Raw genomic sequence first — 17,612 nt, 5'->3', positions numbered from 1 at the left:
ACACATTTTCGGAGGAACACGCATGGCATCTGTCCAATTCGCCGATGTAAGAAAATCATTCGGTACGCATCCCGTTATCAAGGGGGTTGATATCGAGATCGCCGACGGCGAGTTCGTGATTCTGGTTGGGCCATCCGGTTGCGGCAAGTCCACGCTGCTGCGCATGCTGGCAGGATTGGAGAACATTTCCGCCGGGGAAATCCGCATCGGCGGCCAGGTGGTGAATGGCCTTGCTCCGAAAGAACGCGACATCGCCATGGTGTTCCAGAACTATGCGCTCTATCCGCACATGACCGTTGCCGACAACATGGCGTTTTCGCTGAAGCTGAAGGGCGCGCCGAAATCCGAGATCGACAAGCGGGTCAAACCGGCTGCCGAAATCCTCGGCCTTGCGAATCTGCTTGACCGTTTTCCGCGGCAATTGTCCGGCGGCCAGCGCCAGCGTGTGGCCATGGGCCGGGCGATTGTGCGTGACCCGCAAGTGTTCCTGTTCGACGAACCCCTATCCAATCTCGATGCCAAGCTGCGTGTCGCCATGCGGGCGGAAATCAAGGAGCTGCATCAGCGGCTGAAAACGACCACTGTCTATGTCACGCACGACCAGATCGAAGCCATGACCATGGCCGACAAGATCGTGGTGATGCATGATGGCATTGTCGAACAAATCGGTGCACCGCTGGAGCTTTATGACCAGCCTGCCAACCTGTTCGTTGCCAGCTTCATCGGTTCGCCAGCCATGAACATGATCAAGGGCAAGCTTGATCCGAATGATGCGCTGAAGTTCGTCACGGACAAGGGCGTTGTCCTGCCTGTGGCCAAGGCGCCGGAAAGTGCCAAGGGACGCGCGCTGATCTATGGATTGCGGCCCGAGCATATGACCATTGCCGAAGGCGGCATTCCGGCCAGCGTCGTTGTCATCGAGCCGACGGGTTCGGAAACCCAGATGATCATGCGCATTGGCGGTGATGATATTACCGGCGTGTTCCACCAGCGCATCAGTGCCCGGCCGGGCGAGACGGTCGGTCTCTCCATCCACGCGGAGGCGACCTATCTGTTCGACGCGGAGACCGGCAAGCGTCTGGTTTAGCAGTTGCATAAGCGGCACAAGCCATTCGGGGAGTGTGTGCCAGATACAAAGCCCCCGAAAAAGCCTGATCCGAAAGCGGGAGACGTTTTGGACAGGCTTCCAGAAACCTCAGGAGGAGCATTTATGACCATCAACAGACGACATCTTCTCGGCGCATCCGCCGGGCTCGTGGCCGCTGCCGGTTTGAACCGGTTCGGCCTGACACCTGCCTTTGCGCAGGCTGCGCCTTCTTACAAACCGGAAGCCGGTGCGAAGCTGCGCCTGCTGCGCTGGGTGCCGTTCGTGCCCGCCGAAGAAGCTGCGTGGCTCGCCAATACCAAGAAGTTCACCGACGCGACCGGCGTCGAGGTGCGTGTTGACAAGGAAAGCTGGGAAGACGTGCGCCCGAAAGCAGCGGTAGCGGCGAATGTCGGCTCCGGACCTGATATGGTGATGAGCTGGTTTGACGACCCGCAGCAATATCCTGACAAACTGGTCGACGTGACAGAGCTTGGCACCTATCTCGGCGGCGCGCATGGCGGCTGGTATCCGGGCCTTGAAGGCTATGCCAAGCGCGACGGCAAGTTCATCGCCCTTCCCCTTTGTGCCATCGGCAATGCGATCGTCTATCGCGACAGCCACATGAAGGCTGCGGGCTTCCAGGAATTCCCCAAGGACACGGCAGGCTTTCTGGAATTGTGCAAGGCACTGCATGCCAAGGGCACGCCTGCGGGCTTCCCGCACGGCAAGGCCGTTGGCGACGGCAACAATTATGCGCACTGGCTGCTGTGGAGCCATGGCGGCAAGATGGTCGATGAAAGCGGCAAGGTTGTCATCAACAGCCCGGAAACGCTTGCTTCGGTCAAATATGCGCAGGAGCTCTACAAGACCTTTATCCCCGGCACCGAAAGCTGGCAGGACGTCAACAATAATCGTGCTTTCCTCGCCGGTCAGGTGTCGCTGACGGCCAACGGGGTATCGGTCTATTACGCGGCCAAGAAGGACGCATCCATGGCTGCCATTGCCGATGATATGCGCTCAACCAACCTGCCGATCGGCCCTGTGGGTCAGTCGGTGGAACTGCACCAGACCTCGACCCTGTCGATCTTCAAGCACACGAAATATCCGGAAGCTGCCAAGGCCTATCTGCAGTTCATGTACCAGAGCGAAAACATGAATGCGTGGATCGAAGGTGCCAGCGCCTATTGCTGCCAGCCGCTGAAGGAATATGCCGCGAACCCGGTGTGGAAATCCAACCCGATCCACGAAGCCTATTCCAAGGCGTCGGCCAGTCTGCGGCCGAATGGCTATGCCGGACCTCTCGGTGCAGCATCGGCAGGTGTGATGGCTGATTATGTGCTGGTCGATATGTATGCCACGGCAGTGACCGGCCAGATGACGCCGGAAGACGCCATCGCCCAGGCCGAGAAACGCGCCAACCGCTACTACAACGTTTAGAGCGGAGACCGGCAGGATGGGAAGCAGATTGAATATGGAATGGCGCAAAGGGGGAGGTATTGTACACCCCCTCCGTCCTGCCGGACATCTCCCCCGCAAGGGGGGAGATCACATCGACATGAACGCTCGTACTTGCTTTGCAGCATCTCAGAACTGATTAAGACCGGCATGAAGGCTGATCTCCCCCCTTGCGGGGGGTCCGAAGGACGGGCGAGACCCGGAAAGCGACAGGACAGAGGGGGGTGTTCGCTATGACCGCAACAACCAATCCACCTTCAGCCCTCGGCGCGCTGACCCGGAACAACACGTTCATGGGTTTTCTGTTTCTGTTGCCGGCTGCGGTCTTCCTGCTGTGCTTCCTCACCTATCCGCTCGGGCTTGGTGTCTGGCTGGGCTTTACCGACGCCAAGATCGGCCGTGACGGTGTCTTCATCGGTCTTGACAATTACAAGGCTCTCGCAAGCGATTCCGTTTTCTGGATGACGGTCTACAACACGGTTTTCTACACGTTCATTGCCTCGGTTCTGAAATTCGGGCTCGGCCTTTGGCTGGCATTGATCCTCAACGAAAACCTGCCGTTCAAATCCTTTTTCCGCGCCATTATCCTGTTGCCCTGGGTGGTTCCGACCGTTCTGTCGGCTCTGGCCTTCTGGTGGATCTATGACGCGCAGTTTTCGATCCTGTCATGGTCACTGATCAAGCTCGGTATCATCGACACGCCGATCAATTTCCTCGGCGATCCCAACAATGCACGCTTCTCGGTGATTGCCGCCAATGTCTGGCGCGGCATTCCTTTCGTTGCCATTTCATTGCTTGCGGGCCTACAGACCATTCCGCAATCGCTGCACGAGGCCGCATCGCTTGATGGCGCCACCGGCCTGCAGCGTTTTCGTTTCATCACCCTGCCGATGCTCACGCCAATCATCGCCGTGGTGATGACCTTCTCGGTGCTGTTCACCTTCACCGATTTCCAGCTGATCTATGTGCTGACCAAGGGCGGGCCCGTCAACGCCACCCATCTGATGGCGACACTGTCATTCCAGCGCGGTATTCCCGGCGGACAACTGGGCGAAGGCGCGGCGATTGCCGTGGCCATGATCCCATTCCTCCTGGCTTCAATCCTGTTCTCGTTCTTCGGCTTGCAGCGCCGGAAATGGCAACAGGGCGGACAGGATTAAAGGGGGAGACTGACCATGAGCATTATCGAACAGACCAATCCGCAGACCCTCACCGACGACGCGCAAGGCATGAGCTATCTCAACCGGCTGCCGCGCCGCATTGTCGTGATCTACCTGCCGCTGGCGGTTTTCATCATCGTGCTGCTGTTTCCATTCTACTGGATGGCCATCACGGCGGTGAAACCAAATTCACAGCTGACTGACTACAACAATTACAGCCCGTTCTGGGTGGTGGGTCCGACGCTCGACCACATCAAATATTTGTTGTTCGAGACCTCCTATCCCGGCTGGCTGTGGAACACGCTTGTTGTCTCGGTCTGCGCCACTGTGCTGTCGTTGGCGGCATCGGTGTTTGCCGCCTATTCCATCGAGCGTATCCGCTTCAAGGGATCGCGGACAACCGGGCTGCTGATCTTCCTTGCCTATCTGGTGCCACCGTCTATCCTGTTCATTCCGCTGGCGGTTATCGTGTTCAAATTCGGCATCTATGACAGCAAGCTGGCGCTGATCTTCACCTATCCGACGTTCCTCATTCCGTTCTGCACCTGGCTGCTGATGGGCTACTTTCGTTCCATCCCGTTCGAGCTGGAAGAAAGCGCGCTGGTGGACGGCGCATCGCGCTGGCAAATCCTTATCAGGGTCATATTGCCGCTGGCAGTGCCGGGACTGATCTCCGCGGGCATTTTTGCCTTCACTTTGTCGTGGAATGAGTTCATCTATGCCCTGACCTTCATCCAATCCTCGGAGAACAAGACTGTCCCGGTCGGTGTCCTGACGGAGCTGGTGCGAGGGGATGTTTTCGAGTGGGGATCGCTGATGGCCGGAGCCTTGTTCGGCTCGCTGCCGGTTGTGATCCTCTACTCATTCTTTGTCGATTATTACGTGTCCTCAATGACCGGTGCGGTCAAAGAGTAGCTTGGGGCAGAGCCCCTCTCAGGAGTTTATTTTGATGACGACCCACAAGACCCCGAAGAAGCTTCGTTCACAGGAATGGTTTGACAATCCTGACAATCCGGGGATGACAGCGCTCTATCTCGAGCGCTACCTCAACTACGGCCTGACACGCGAGGAATTGCAGTCCGGCAAGCCAATCATCGGCATAGCCCAGACCGGTTCGGACCTGTCGCCGTGCAACCGCCATCACATCGAGCTGGCCAAGCGCGTCCGTGACGGCATCATTGCGGCTGGCGGCATTCCCTTCGAATTCCCGGTGCACCCAATTCAGGAAACCGGCAAACGCCCGGGTGCCGCTCTTGACCGCAATCTTGCCTATCTCGGTCTGGTTGAAGTGCTGTTCGGCTATCCGCTCGACGGCGTGGTGCTGACCATTGGCTGCGACAAGACCACACCGGCCATGCTGATGGGTGCGGCAACGGTCAATATTCCGGCCATCGCGCTCTCCGTCGGGCCGATGCTCAACGGCTGGCATCGCGGCGAACGCACCGGCTCCGGCACAATCGTGTGGAAATCACGCGAGAAGCTGACCTCCGGCGAGATCAACTATGACGAGTTCATGGATATCGTTGCTTCGTCGGCGCCTTCGGTCGGCTATTGCAACACGATGGGCACGGCAACAACCATGAACTCGCTGGCGGAAGCCCTCGGCATGGAACTGCCAGGCGGTGCGGCCATCCCTGCGCCTTACCGTGAGCGCGGCCAGATCTCCTATGACACCGGCAAGCGCATCGTCGACATGGTGCGCGAAGACCTGAAGCCTTCCGACATCATGACGCGTGAAGCCTTCGAGAATGCTATCGTCATCAACTCGGCGATTGGCGGCTCGACCAATGCGCCGATCCATCTGAATGCTATTGCACGGCACCTTGATATTCCGCTGGACAATGATGACTGGCAGACAATCGGCCACGACGTGCCGCTGCTGGTCAATTTGCAGCCAGCGGGCGAATATCTCGGCGAAGACTATCATCGCGCCGGAGGCGTGCCTGCGGTTGTGGCGGAACTGATGAAGGCCAAGCGCCTGCCGCACCCGGCAGCGCTCACAGTCAACGGCAAGAGCATCGGGACCAATTGCGAGAACGTTGAAAACCTCAACACTGATGTGATCCGCCCCTACGAGACACCGCTGAAGAAGAAGGCCGGTTTCATCAATCTGAGAGGCAATCTCTTCGACAGCGCCATCATGAAGACCAGCGTGATCTCGGACGAGTTCCGTCAGCGCTATCTTTCCGATCCGAACGATCCGGAAGCGTTTGAAGGCATTGCCGAAGTGTTCGATGGTCCGGAAGATTACCATACGCGTATCGACGACCCGGCGCTCGGTCTCGACTCCAACAGCATCCTGATCATGCGCGGCACTGGCCCGATCGGCTATCCCGGCGCAGCGGAAGTGGTCAACATGCAGCCGCCAGCCTACTTGCTCAAGCAGGGTATCCATGCGCTGCCTTGCCTTGGCGACGGGCGTCAGTCCGGCACGTCAGGCTCGCCATCAATCCTCAATGCCTCGCCGGAAGCGGCGATCAATGGCGGTCTGGCACTGGTGCGCTCCGGCGATCATCTGCGTATCGATCTCAAGAAGGGCACAGCCAATATTCTGATCGATGACGAGGAGTTGCAGAAGCGCCGGGAAGACCTGCTGGCAGCGGGCGGCTACAAATATCCGGCCAGCCAGACACCCTGGCAGGAAATCCAGCGCGGCATGGTGGATCAGCTGGCGCAAGGCATGGTGCTGAAGCCCGCCGTGAACTACCAGCGCATCGCCCAGACCAAGGGATTGCCCCGCGACAACCATTAGAGCAAGTTTTGTTCTAAGGTCAGGACCAACGCCCGGGAGGAACCATGGCGAACACCATCAGGCGCTATGAAGGACGGCACGCGGTCATCACCGGCGGTGCATCCGGAATAGGCTACAGAGCAGCAGAGCGGATCGTGTCGGAAGGTGGCACGGTCAGCCTCTGGGATGTCGATGCAGCCCGGATCGAAGAGGCAAGAAACAAGCTTGGCAATGCCACGCATGGACTGGCGCTCGATGTTTCCGATCCGGCGCAGGTGGAAAAGGCGGCGCAGGATACCGCCGCCAGCTTTGGCAAAATCGACATCCTTATTTGCTCGGCCGGGATTGCCGGGCCGAATGCCAAGGTAACCGACTATCCGATCGACCAGTGGAAACGGGTCTTCGACATCAACATCAACGGCGTATTCTACTGCAACCGCTTCGTCGTGCCGTTCATGCAGAAGAACGGCTATGGCCGTATCGTCAATGTGGCCTCCATTGCCGGCAAGGAAGGCAATCCGAATGCCTCCGCCTACAGTGCATCGAAGGCGGCGGTCATCGGCCTGACGAAATCACTGGGCAAGGAACTGGCGCAGGACGGGATCACCGTCAACGCCATTACGCCCGCCACAGTCGATACACCGATCCTGCAACAACTGAAGCCGGAGTTTATCGACTATATGCTGTCGAAAATTCCCATGCAGCGCTTCGGTACGGTCGACGAGCTGGCAGCGCTGATCAGCTGGATTGCCAGCGAGGAATGCTCGTTCACCACGGGCGCCGTATTCGATATTTCCGGTGGCCGCGCCACCTACTAAACTCAGAAAGGTATTCCATGAAACTCGTGCGTTACGGTCCTGCCGGTCAGGAAAAGCCGGGTCTTGTCGACAAGGACGGCAAGGTCCGCGATCTCTCCGCTCATGTGAAAGACATTGCCGGTGAAGCCATTTCGCCGGAGGGGCTGAAGAAACTGGCCGCGATCGATCCGGCGTCGCTGCCGGTGGTCGAGGTAGCGCGTTACGGTGCCTGTGTATCGGGAACCGGCAAGTTCATCTGCATTGGTCTCAACTATTCCGACCATGCGGCGGAAACCGGTGCGACCGTGCCGCCGGAGCCAATCATTTTCATGAAGGCGACGTCAGCGATTGTCGGGCCGAATGACAATGTGGAAATCCCGCGCACCTCGCTGAAGACCGACTGGGAAGTCGAGCTCGGCGTCGTTATCGGCAAGCACGCCAAATATGTCAGCGAGGACGAAGCGCTGGATCACGTTGCCGGTTACTGCCTGATCAACGACGTATCAGAACGCGCCTTTCAGGCCGAACGGCAGGGGCAGTGGACCAAAGGCAAGAGCAGTGACACCTTTGGTCCGATCGGCCCGTGGCTGGTGACCAAGGATGAGATTGCCGACCCGCAGAAGCTGAAAATGTGGCTGGAGGTCAATGGTCACCGCTACCAGAACGGCTCGACCGAGACGATGGTCTACGGGGTCAAATACCTGGTCTCGTACCTGTCGCAGTTCATGAGCCTGCATCCGGGTGACATCATCTCGACAGGAACACCACCCGGCGTCGGCCTTGGCCAGAAGCCGAATATTTTCCTGAAAGCCGGAGATGTGATGACGCTCGGCATTGAAGGACTGGGCGAGCAGCGCCAGGATGTTGTGCAGGGGTAAATACTGATCAACAGCTGGCAGCAAGGCGCATGTAGATAGGACTGCCCTTACCCTCCCCCAACGTGGGGAGGGTCGGACCGTCAGGTCCGGGGTGGGGGATAATATATGCATCAGAGCAGTCATACCGTCTGGCATATTCGATAACATCACCTTGCCCCCACCCCGCTGCTACGCAGCGACCCTCCCCACGTTGGGGGAGGGTGGGAGCTATGTTCTGCCCTATCGTGTACGAACCACACAAACACCAATTGACAGTGCACGGCTGAATTTCCCGATAGAACAGACCGCTGCAATTATCCTATGGTGTTGCAACCCAAAGTGGCAAAGGGAGTTTCAGACAATGGCCTCAACAACCAAAGCTGCTCATCCACCCCAGAAAGCGCCGGCTGGAGCCAGCAAGGTCCGCTACATCATTCTGGCCATGTGTTTCCTTGGCATCACCATGAACTACCTCGACCGCGCCAATATGAGTGTGGCGCTGCCCTATATCGATGCAGAGCTGAACCTGCAGCTGACCAATGCGGAAAAGGGGCTGATTTTCGGCGCCTTCTTCTGGGCCTATGACGGCATGATGCTGATTGCCGGCTGGTTCACCGACAAGGTCGGCTCGCGCCGGTCTTTCACCGTCGCTGCCGTATGGTGGTCCGTTTTCACGGCGCTGACGCCGCTGGCCACCAGTTTCTGGGGTTTCTTCGCCGTGCGTTTCGCATTGGGTGCCGGTGAAGCGCCGGCCTATCCGAGCGCCACCAAGGCGGCGTCGCGCTGGTTCCCGAAGAGTGAACGTTCCTTTGCCACCGCAGTGATCGATTCCGGCTCACGTGTCGGCACCGTACTCGCTTTGCCCATCGTCACCGGCATCATCGCCTTGGCGACATGGCATTATTCCTTTGTCATCCTCGGCGCGTTCGGTCTTGTCTGGGCGTTCTTCTGGTACAGAATGTACCGCGATCCGGCCGAGCATACCGGCGCCAATGATCTGGAGCGCCAATACATTACCGAGAATGGCGGGCGGACCGAAGACACAGACGATGCCGATGCGGTCAAAATTCGCTGGCGGGATCTTTTCCGCTATCGCACCGTATGGGGGATGATGATCGGCTTTTTCTGCCTGAACTTCGTCATCTACTTCTTCCTCACATGGTTTCCCGACTATCTGAAGAATGCACGCGGCCTCAATCTGGCCGAACTCGGCACATTCGGCATGATCCCCGGCCTGACCGCCGTTCTTGCGGCATGGGGTGCGGGTGCCTGGGCCGACCGCGCCATTCGTGGCGGCGCTGATGTAACGACGGTGCGCAAGATTGTCATGGTCGGCGGATTGTTCGGCGGCGCAGCCATCCTTCCGGCTGCACTCGTCTCATCGCTCTATATGGCGCTGATGTTTCTGGCAATTTCCTACAGCAGCCTTGCGGTTGCGGCGACCGCCATCTGGTCCTTGCCAGCCGATGTTGCACCAAGCTCACATCACGTGGCCTCCATTGGCGGCATCCAGAACTTTGCCTCGAACATTGCCGGGATTATTAGCCCGTACCTGTTCGGCGCACTGCTGGATCATTTCAAGGGAAACTATACGCCTTCCTTCGCCATGGCCGCTGTGATGGCGCTGGTGGGTGCATTCACCTACGCATTCGTGGTGGGCCGGGCTGAACCGCTGCCGGTACTGCCGCCGAGGAAGTAAGGGGGATAATATCTCCCTCTGTTGGGGGAGATATTATCTGCATTCGCATCGTGCGTGGTTCGACAAGCTCACCATGAGGGAAATTGTGGCTGCAAAACCAATCGGAGACGCTGCAGGATATAACTCCCTGCAATCCTCCCTCTCCCTCATGGTGAGCTTGTCGAACCACGCAGCGTAGATATGCAACCACCACGTGCTGCAACCGCGATCAATAATCCTTCTCGAAGAACACACCCGCACCGGAATCACCATCGCTGCCAACAGAACCCTTGGCTTTGAGTTGCGGGGTAACATCGAGATTGATCGTGCCCTTGGTCTTGCCGCCGGCACCTGCTTCCACACCCAGATAAACATTATCGCGAATGTAACGCCCGGCACGCACACCGGCATTGCCCTCGGCATCGGTCGTCACATCGAGATCATCCAGCCCCGTGCCCTTGCGCAGGCTGTCAAGCAGCGATGAATTTGAACCGCCAGCCAGCTCTGCCGCAGCAGCGGCTAGACGGGCGATCTGCAAGGGCGACAATTCACTGATGGAGCGGTTGAAAATCAGGCGCGCCAGAACTTCGTCCTGCGGCAATTCCGGCTGCGAGGAGAAGGTGATCTTAAGATCGGAAACACGCCCCTTGACCGCGACATTGACCGCCGTATCGCTGCTCGTTGTGCTGGCGACAAAGTTCAACTCCGGATCAAGATCGCCAACGAGCGTTACCTGACCTTCAGTGAAAGTGATGCGCTGGCCGAGGATTTCCAGGCGGCCACGGATCAGGTCAAACGCACCGACCGGCTGGATATTGGTTGCGGGACCTGTCAGCCGCACCGAACCACCAATTTCCGTATCGAGCCCGCGTCCCCGCACAAAAATCTTGTTAGGCGCAGTCACGTTGATATCAAGGCGCACGACACTGGGACGCGCCGTTGGTGTGCCCTTGGCCGGCTGGTCAGCCTTGGCACGCTTCAGCGTTTGCGCAACCGCCTTTGGCGTCTTCTTGTGCTTGACGTCAATCACCGCTGACGAACCGCCAAAGCTTTCGGGAACGCTGATCTCGGCCCGGTCAATATTGATATTGCCGGCAATCAGCGGATCGCGTGTCAGCGGGCCATTGACACCCAAGGCACCGGTCAGCGTGGCGACAACAAGATTGCCATCGGCATAACGGGCCTTGTCCAGTTTGATCTGGATGTTGGCCGGGAAGTTGGCGGCCGCGTCGGTGGAAATGGTGCCGGTGGCACTGACCGTACCGCCCGTGGAAAGCCCGGCATTGAGCGTGCGGATGGTGACTGTCTGGCCTTCCATGCTGCCAAGCAGGGTAATGCGCTGCAGGCGCAGATTGGTTTCCGGATCAACCACCTCGGCGCCATTGGCCGAGAACATGCCCCGGATCAGCGGCTGCTGGAAACTGCCGGAGACGGAGGCCGTGACGTCAATATTGCCCTTGGCCTGCGTGCCGCGATCAGCAAGGAAACGGTTGGCCAGAACCAGCGGAATATTGCCGGTGACATTGATGCCAAGACCATGACCCGAGACCGGCACAGCGCCATTGGCCGAGACGGTAAAGCCCTGCGGACCATCGACCTTGGCCGACGACAATGTCAGCGTATCATTGGCAAAGCGGCCAGCGGCAGCGAGTTGCAGCGGTGAAAGACCGACATCCTGCAACGGCTTGGCGGACAGGCCGGAACCCTTGAGATCGAACTCGGCAGCGGGCTTTTGCAGCGTACCGGAAATATGTCCCTTGCCGGTAACATTGCCCGCCAAATTCTGATCTTTGACCACGCCGTTCAACGTGCGCAGCGGCAGGTTGCCGAGCGTCAGATCGACGGCTAGCTGACCCGGCGTCAGCGGCACCGAACCCTTGGCCGACGCATCGAGACCATTGGCTCCGGTCAGGTGCGCATCGACATTCAGCTGGTCAGTGGTCGAGGTGCCTTTGGCATCAAGATTGAGCGCATCGAGTCCGGCCTTCTTCAACATTGCAGCGGTGATGGCCCGCGCCTGCACGTTGAAATTCACATCCGGCTTGTCGCGTGTGCCGCCGATATTTGCCGTGCCGTTGATTTCACCGCCGAGGCCAAGATCCGGTTTGATGGTGTTGGCGATATCCAGCGGCAGCCTGTCGATGGCCACGGCCAGATCGAGCTTATCGGCGATATCCCCGCGCACGGTCACCTTACCCTTGCCAATATCCAGAATGATATCGCCAAAGGAGACATTGCTGCCCGCGACATTGATATTGGCTGGCTGGACCAGACGGGCCGCCAGCGTGCCACGGGTCAGATCCGCATTGGCAAGCGACAGGAGAAAGCCCTTGTCGGTGGGTTCGAGCGCGCCGCCAACAGTGGTTTTTGCGCCGTTGTTCAATGCAGCGTTGAGCTTGAAGTTCGTCGTCTTGCCTTCCTGCAACGCCTGCGCATCAAGACTGGAAATATCGACGCCCCCAGCCGAAACCGTCGTGGCCGTAACAGTGCCATTGGCCGAGGGAACCTTGAAAATATCCTGCGCGGCCAAGGCTATCGCAGCTTTGCCCACAACAACATTATTGGCTTTCAGACCGTCAATATCGCCTTTGATATCCACATTCTGTTTCTCATCGTCGTGGGCAAGCGTGATGGCAGCATTGGCCTTGCCGGTCGCCTCGACAAGGAACAGGGCCGCAGCGGTAGAGACATCGCTGGAAGCCAGTGTCAGATTGCCCTGCAGCAAGCCTTTTTTGTCCTGCGTGACATCGCCGCGAAGCCGCGTTCCACCGGCAATGAACTGCACATTGCTCAGGCGCTTTTCATCCTTGTGCAAGGCGATTTCCGTTGCAAGGTCCGCCCGAACACCATCAAGGAAAGCAAGGCCTGAGACCTTTCCGTCGAGCGCGCCCTTGAGCAGCAGGCCGTTGAAGGTGAATGCACCTACGGTGAGCTTGCGGCCGGAGAGTTTGCCGTCCGGCACACCGGCATTGAACGCCAGAGCGATAATATTATCGCTGCCGCGTGCGCTGCCCTTGACCTTGAGCGCGCCAGCGGTCTTTTCCGACAGAAGTGCGAGGTTGGTGAGATCAAGGCCGAAATCGAAATTGGCTGCGCCGGTGGCAAAGGTGCCATTGGCGGTGACCAGCGTCTGCGGGTTTTCAACTTTGAAGTTTTTGGCGCTGAGGCCTGCTTCACCGCGGGCCAGACCGCCGGTGATGCGGGTTTCGCCCTCAAGAACCCGGTCAGCCGCTTCGACGCCGAGCCGCATGCCGGTGGCGCGACCATCGAGCGCCAGATCAAAACCGCCGGTCAGCGCTTCCACAAGGCCGTTGGCCTTTAGATCAAGCGAACCGGCGAGTTCACGCCCCGCGAGGTCCGAAAACGGTGCAATGCTCGATGCCTTGACCAGAATATCGCCGCTATAGGCAAAATTGTTGATGGTTCCGGCCAGCGACGTGCTGAACCCATTGGCGGCAATCAGCGCCTGTTTCAGATTAACAGGGGTGCCGGCCTTCCAGTCGCCATTGATTTTCAGCTGGATCAGTTCGCCGAGCGCCTTGGCGATATAGGCGCGCTTGGCCGTGATACCCGAAACATCGCCGTTCACATCATAGGTCAGCGAGCGGGCGGCGGGATTGTCGAGATTTTCCGCCAGACCCTTGGCAATCAGATTGACCGATTTCGAGGCAAATGTGCTGGTGGTGAGATTGGTGATATCGAGTGTGCTCGACCAGTCATTGTTGGCGCTGCTGCCGTAGGAAACGGCGAACACGGCCTTGTCGACCGTGGTCTGGCCGCCTGAGACGGGAAGGATAACCTTCTTGCCCACCGGATCAGCAATCGATGCATCGACTTTCAGGCGGCGCAGGAAGCCGTCATTGGTCGTATCGGCTGTTGCATCCAGCGCCAGCGCAGCGCTCTTGATGTTCAGGCGGTCGAGCGACACGCCACCTGCATCGCGCACCACGCCGTTGACCACGAGCGCGGTGTCATTGCCGAAGAAGTCGCGGAAGATCGGCGGAACCAGCATGGCAATTGTCCCATCGACCGTGGTCTTGAAGCCAAGACCATCCCCCTGCCGGTTGATCTGCGTATTGCCGGTGAGGACGCGCTTGCCAGCCGCGTCAAGCGTCAGCTGCAGCGCGATATCGCTGAGCGGACCAGAACCCTTCAGCGCCAGGACCACGGGCGGGCGGCCTTCGATGTTCAACAGGTTGGCGGCGATACCGTTTTGCGGTTCATTGAGCAACAGATCGAGATCAAGCTTCTGGCCTTCCTTGGCATAGGCGGCCTTGATGGCAAACTGACCGCCGGGACCATCGAGACGGCGCACCTGCAAATTTGAATCCAGCGACCCGGCGTCCAGCGTCAGGCTGCCAGCCAGCGAAATCTCCGATTTCAGACCGAAAATATCCTCGCCGAAGGCTATGCGCCCAACCTGCAAATCCTGCAGGATGACCGCCAGCGGCAATTCCGGCAGGCTGAAACCCTTGGCCTCCGGCGATGGCAGGCTGGTATCCGGCAATGGCTTGCGGATGACGTCTATGCGCTCCGCGCCCAGCGAGTTGATGTCGAGGCGCCCGCGCAGCAGCGCCAGACGGCTCCAGACAATCTTGGCGTTGGTTATGCGCAGCCAGATGCCTTCGCGATCGGCGATGGTGATCGAGCCAATATTGGCTTCCGACGACAGCACGCCCTGAATGTCGGAAATCGCAATCTGCCGGTTGGGCGTCGAGAGCTGCTCTTCGACAAAGCTGAGGAAATAAGATTTCTCCGCCTCGGCCGTGGTGTCCTGCGCCAAAACGGGTGCTGCAAAAAGCAGGAGGAATATGACTGCGAGAATCCGGGTCAAAACGCCTGTCCTATACCAACGTAGAATGCAAAACTCGGGTCGTTTTCCTTCCGGTCGAGTGGCATGGCCACATCGAGACGGATGGGGCCGAGACCCGTGTTGTAACGAATACCGGCGCCGACGCCGACGCGCAGTTGATCGGCAAAATCCGGGAAGGATTCCGCGCCGACATAACCCGCGTCGACAAAGCCGACAGCACCGATGGTGTTTGTGATCTTGGCACGTGCTTCGACGGAACCTTCAACCAGCGAACGGCCGCCGATGACATAATCGTTGCCATTGCGCCTGACATTCACGCCGATATTGCGATAGGCGTAGCCGCGCACCGAACCACCGCCACCGGCAAAGAACAACTGATCCGACGGCAGTTCGGCAATCTCGGCGCCAACAATGCTGCCCAGCTTCACACGGCCCGCCAGCACGAAGCGGTCATCGGTGCCAAAGCCGACATAGGTGCGGCCTTCGGCAGTGAGCTTGGTGGCAAAATTACCGTATTCGACCTCGTAGAAGGGCGAGAGCAGACCCTCGAGATAATAGCCGCGCGCCGGATCGACCTTGCTGTTGCGGCTGTCATAGGTGAGGCCGCCGGTGAGACCGACAGTGAGGAAATCGCGCGTGCCGAAATAGTCGTCCTCGAACTGCGATTTGGCTACATTCGCCGTAAGCTTGCCCAGAAGCTCATCGGAGAAAATCTGCGTAAATCCGGCATCGGCGGTGATCGATGTTTGCGTATAGGCGTCGAGCACCTTGCGCTCGGCGATCAGCGAGGCGATGAAATCCGTATCGGGCGTATAGACACCCGGTTTGGTGAAACTGACGCCGAGCAGATAATTATAATCCTTCGGATCAAGGGACTGGCCGCCAATACCGCCAATCTTGGCGTCAAAACGGATACGCTCGGCGCGGCCGAACAGATTGCGTTGCAGCCAGTAGGCCTCAACCCCTGCGCCATCCAAGGTCGAATAGCTGCCGCCAACGCCGAAGCGGCGCAGCTTTTGTTCCTGCACGGCAACGGTGATCGGCAGGAGACCATCGCTGCCGATGGCATCGCCTTCTTCGATGCGGGCCGAACGGAAGACTTCAAGCCGCGACAGGCGCTTCTTGGCGCGCTCGATTTCGTTGGGGTCATATTCCTGACCGGGCTGAAGGCCGGTGATGAACGCAACGAATTCCGGGTCCATCCGCTCCGTGCCCTTGACCTGAACCGGTCCGAAACCGGCACGCGCGCCTGGATCCACATCAATGGTGGCATCGACACGGCTGTTCGCATGATCGGCGACGACTTCGCGACTGACGATCTTGGCCTTGGGGTGGCCCTGTTCACGCCACGCATCGACCACGAGCCGTTCCGCCTTGACAATGGCGGTGGAGCGGGCGATCTCGCCAGCGACATAGCCCTGCTTCTCGGGGCTTTCGACAAAATCCTTGGGATCAATCGCAGGTGGCGCCATGTTCTTGACGCGGGCCGAGGCAAACAGGAACTGCGAACCGGGATTAACCGCAATCACCACCTTGGCGGGTTGGGACAACACCGCATCGGGCGGGATATCACTGGCTTCCTTGCCATCGACCTGAATGCTGATGGTGCCGCCATAGCGGCCGTCAGCATAGAGCGCGCCGAGAATACGGCGGTAGTCACCGCGTGCCTTGGCCAGCAGTCCGGCAGCGCCCGAGGCCGGCTTTCCCTTGTCAGCAAACAGGCCTGATGCGCCTTCGACCAGCTTCTTGGTATCGTCGGCGGTCGTGGCAGCGGTTTCGACAGTGTATTTCTGCGGATCGGCGATGACCGAATCAGCATCGTCTTCCTTCTTCGCCCCCCATAGGTGAACGCCGAAAAGATCAAAGGCCTGGGCAGGCGAGACAAAAGCCGTAACGGCCAGCAATGCGGCACCGAAACAACTGGCCTGTGGGCGCTTAAAGTCCATCAACCAGCAACATCCCTACACATAAACACAAAAACACACTGCAGGAAGCGCCCCCACGTCGCCTGCAATTGCTAAAATTCGCCCTTCGAGCTTAAGAAAACGATAACATGCCGGTAAAAGCGGGCCAACCCGCAATGGCACCCGAACGGCACTGCAACCCCGTGTTAGTGGCTATATGGCCACAAAACCACGATACAATCACGTCCAGCACTGCAATCACTTTTTATGTGTCCGGTGCAACAGTTTGGCGGAAACCAAGTCCATTTCGATCAGAAACATTGAACTGCTGATTTATCTCTCTTAGCCGCAGCTTATTAAAGTGCATGCAGCGCACTATTTATTGACAAAGTGCATGTTGCGCACTATTCTGTTGGAAGAATATATGGCAACGATTGCGAGAATTGGAAATTTGAAAATTCAAATTTACGCAGAAGATCACAATCCTCCACATTTTTACGTGGTGGCACCGGATTGTGAAGCAGCAATTAAACTGGCCGATTTATCGATTTTACGAGGCTCACTTCGGAGGAGCGATTACCGGATTGTACGAGAGTGGGCATTTCAAAACAGAAAGCTTCTGGAAGATGCATGGAAAAGCAAGAATTGACGACGATATCATCTCGGTTGGCGCACCACTTCCCCGCATTGAGAAGGCAACAGCACTCGATGAGCGGAAGGTCCTGATCACCTGGCGAACAGGCGAAACACAGATTGTTGATACAATGCCAGCGCTCGCCAGCAAGCGCATTTTCATTGCCTTGAGAACAGACGACGCTCTCTTTCAGACTCTTAAAGTCAATGAAGATGGCAACGCGATTGAATGGGATGATGGTGCAGAACTGTCCGCCATGTGGCTAGAGCGCCTCGCACCAGCGAACTTCAACAACGAAGAATTTCGCGATGCCATGGATACGCTGGGAATGAGTCTCGACGGCATGGCAGCAACGCTGGAAATCTCACGTCGCCAGATTGCCGATTTTCGCAAAGACAAGCCTATTCCACGGCATATTGCCCTTGCCACCCGCTATCTCGTTGAGCATCACAAAAAGAGCGCCTGACACTCTAGGCGCTCCATTTCTTCCGTAAGC

At 58.2% G+C, this 17,612-nt stretch carries 12 protein-coding genes; 10 read left to right on the top strand and 2 right to left on the bottom strand.

Annotated elements, in window-relative coordinates:
- Positions 1-22 precede the first annotated feature (22 nt).
- The 8 genes from HB779_RS05335 (at position 23) to HB779_RS05300 (ending at position 9,786) form a co-directional block, all read left to right on the top strand.
- Positions 23-1,087, top strand: a complete 1,065-nt coding sequence (locus HB779_RS05335) for an ABC transporter ATP-binding protein (RefSeq protein ID WP_188344746.1) — start codon at positions 23-25, stop codon at positions 1,085-1,087.
- 123 nt (positions 1,088-1,210) lie between these two features.
- Complete coding sequence (locus HB779_RS05330; protein WP_188344745.1) at positions 1,211-2,524, top strand: ABC transporter substrate-binding protein; 1,314 nt, start codon at positions 1,211-1,213, stop codon at positions 2,522-2,524.
- Positions 2,525-2,775: 251 nt separating this feature from the next.
- Positions 2,776-3,702: a carbohydrate ABC transporter permease gene (locus HB779_RS05325; RefSeq protein WP_188344744.1), complete on the top strand. Its 927-nt coding sequence runs from the start codon at positions 2,776-2,778 to the stop codon at positions 3,700-3,702.
- A gap of 15 nt (positions 3,703-3,717) precedes the next feature.
- Positions 3,718-4,617 carry a carbohydrate ABC transporter permease gene (locus HB779_RS05320; protein ID WP_188344743.1) on the top strand — a complete coding sequence of 300 codons (900 nt, stop codon included), beginning with the start codon at positions 3,718-3,720 and terminating at the stop codon, positions 4,615-4,617.
- A 34-nt stretch (positions 4,618-4,651) separates the two neighbouring features.
- Positions 4,652-6,454 (top strand): IlvD/Edd family dehydratase, encoded by a 1,803-nt coding sequence (locus tag HB779_RS05315; protein ID WP_188344742.1) that lies wholly within the window; start codon positions 4,652-4,654, stop codon positions 6,452-6,454.
- Between the two features lie 44 nt (positions 6,455-6,498).
- Positions 6,499-7,251, top strand: coding sequence for an SDR family NAD(P)-dependent oxidoreductase (locus tag HB779_RS05310; protein WP_188344741.1), 753 nt, complete (start codon positions 6,499-6,501; stop codon positions 7,249-7,251).
- A 17-nt stretch (positions 7,252-7,268) separates the two neighbouring features.
- Positions 7,269-8,108 carry a fumarylacetoacetate hydrolase family protein gene (locus tag HB779_RS05305; protein WP_188344740.1) on the top strand — a complete coding sequence of 280 codons (840 nt, stop codon included), beginning with the start codon at positions 7,269-7,271 and terminating at the stop codon, positions 8,106-8,108.
- Between the two features lie 340 nt (positions 8,109-8,448).
- The gene (locus HB779_RS05300) at positions 8,449-9,786 is read left to right on the top strand and encodes an MFS transporter (protein ID WP_188344739.1); all 1,338 of its coding nucleotides are present in this window, start codon (positions 8,449-8,451) and stop codon (positions 9,784-9,786) included.
- 208 nt (positions 9,787-9,994) lie between these two features.
- Here the strand turns inward: HB779_RS05300 and HB779_RS05295 are convergent, their stop codons facing one another.
- Together HB779_RS05295 and HB779_RS05290 are read right to left on the bottom strand one after the other, a co-directional pair.
- Positions 9,995-14,599 (bottom strand): translocation/assembly module TamB domain-containing protein, encoded by a 4,605-nt coding sequence (locus tag HB779_RS05295; RefSeq protein WP_188344738.1) that lies wholly within the window; start codon positions 14,597-14,599, stop codon positions 9,995-9,997.
- Complete coding sequence (locus HB779_RS05290) at positions 14,596-16,524, bottom strand: autotransporter assembly complex family protein (protein ID WP_188344737.1); 1,929 nt, start codon at positions 16,522-16,524, stop codon at positions 14,596-14,598. Before HB779_RS05290 ends, HB779_RS05295 begins: the two co-directional genes overlap by 4 nt.
- Before the next feature lie 382 nt (positions 16,525-16,906).
- Here HB779_RS05290 and HB779_RS05285 point away from each other — a divergent pair, with 382 nt between their 5' ends.
- A complete protein-coding gene (locus HB779_RS05285) occupies positions 16,907-17,131 on the top strand; it encodes a DUF4160 domain-containing protein (RefSeq protein ID WP_210302605.1) in 225 nt (74 codons plus the stop codon).
- Positions 17,109-17,582: a DUF2442 domain-containing protein gene (locus HB779_RS05280; protein WP_188344735.1), complete on the top strand. Its 474-nt coding sequence runs from the start codon at positions 17,109-17,111 to the stop codon at positions 17,580-17,582. Before HB779_RS05285 ends, HB779_RS05280 begins: the two co-directional genes overlap by 23 nt.
- Positions 17,583-17,612: the final 30 nt, after the last annotated feature.

This window comes from Phyllobacterium sp. 628 (genome assembly GCF_014189505.1).
In the GTDB taxonomy this organism is placed as follows: Bacteria; Pseudomonadota; Alphaproteobacteria; order Rhizobiales; family Rhizobiaceae; genus Phyllobacterium.
The sequence above is the reverse complement of the archived record's forward strand: the minus strand, read 5'-3'. Positions and strand labels throughout refer to the sequence as shown.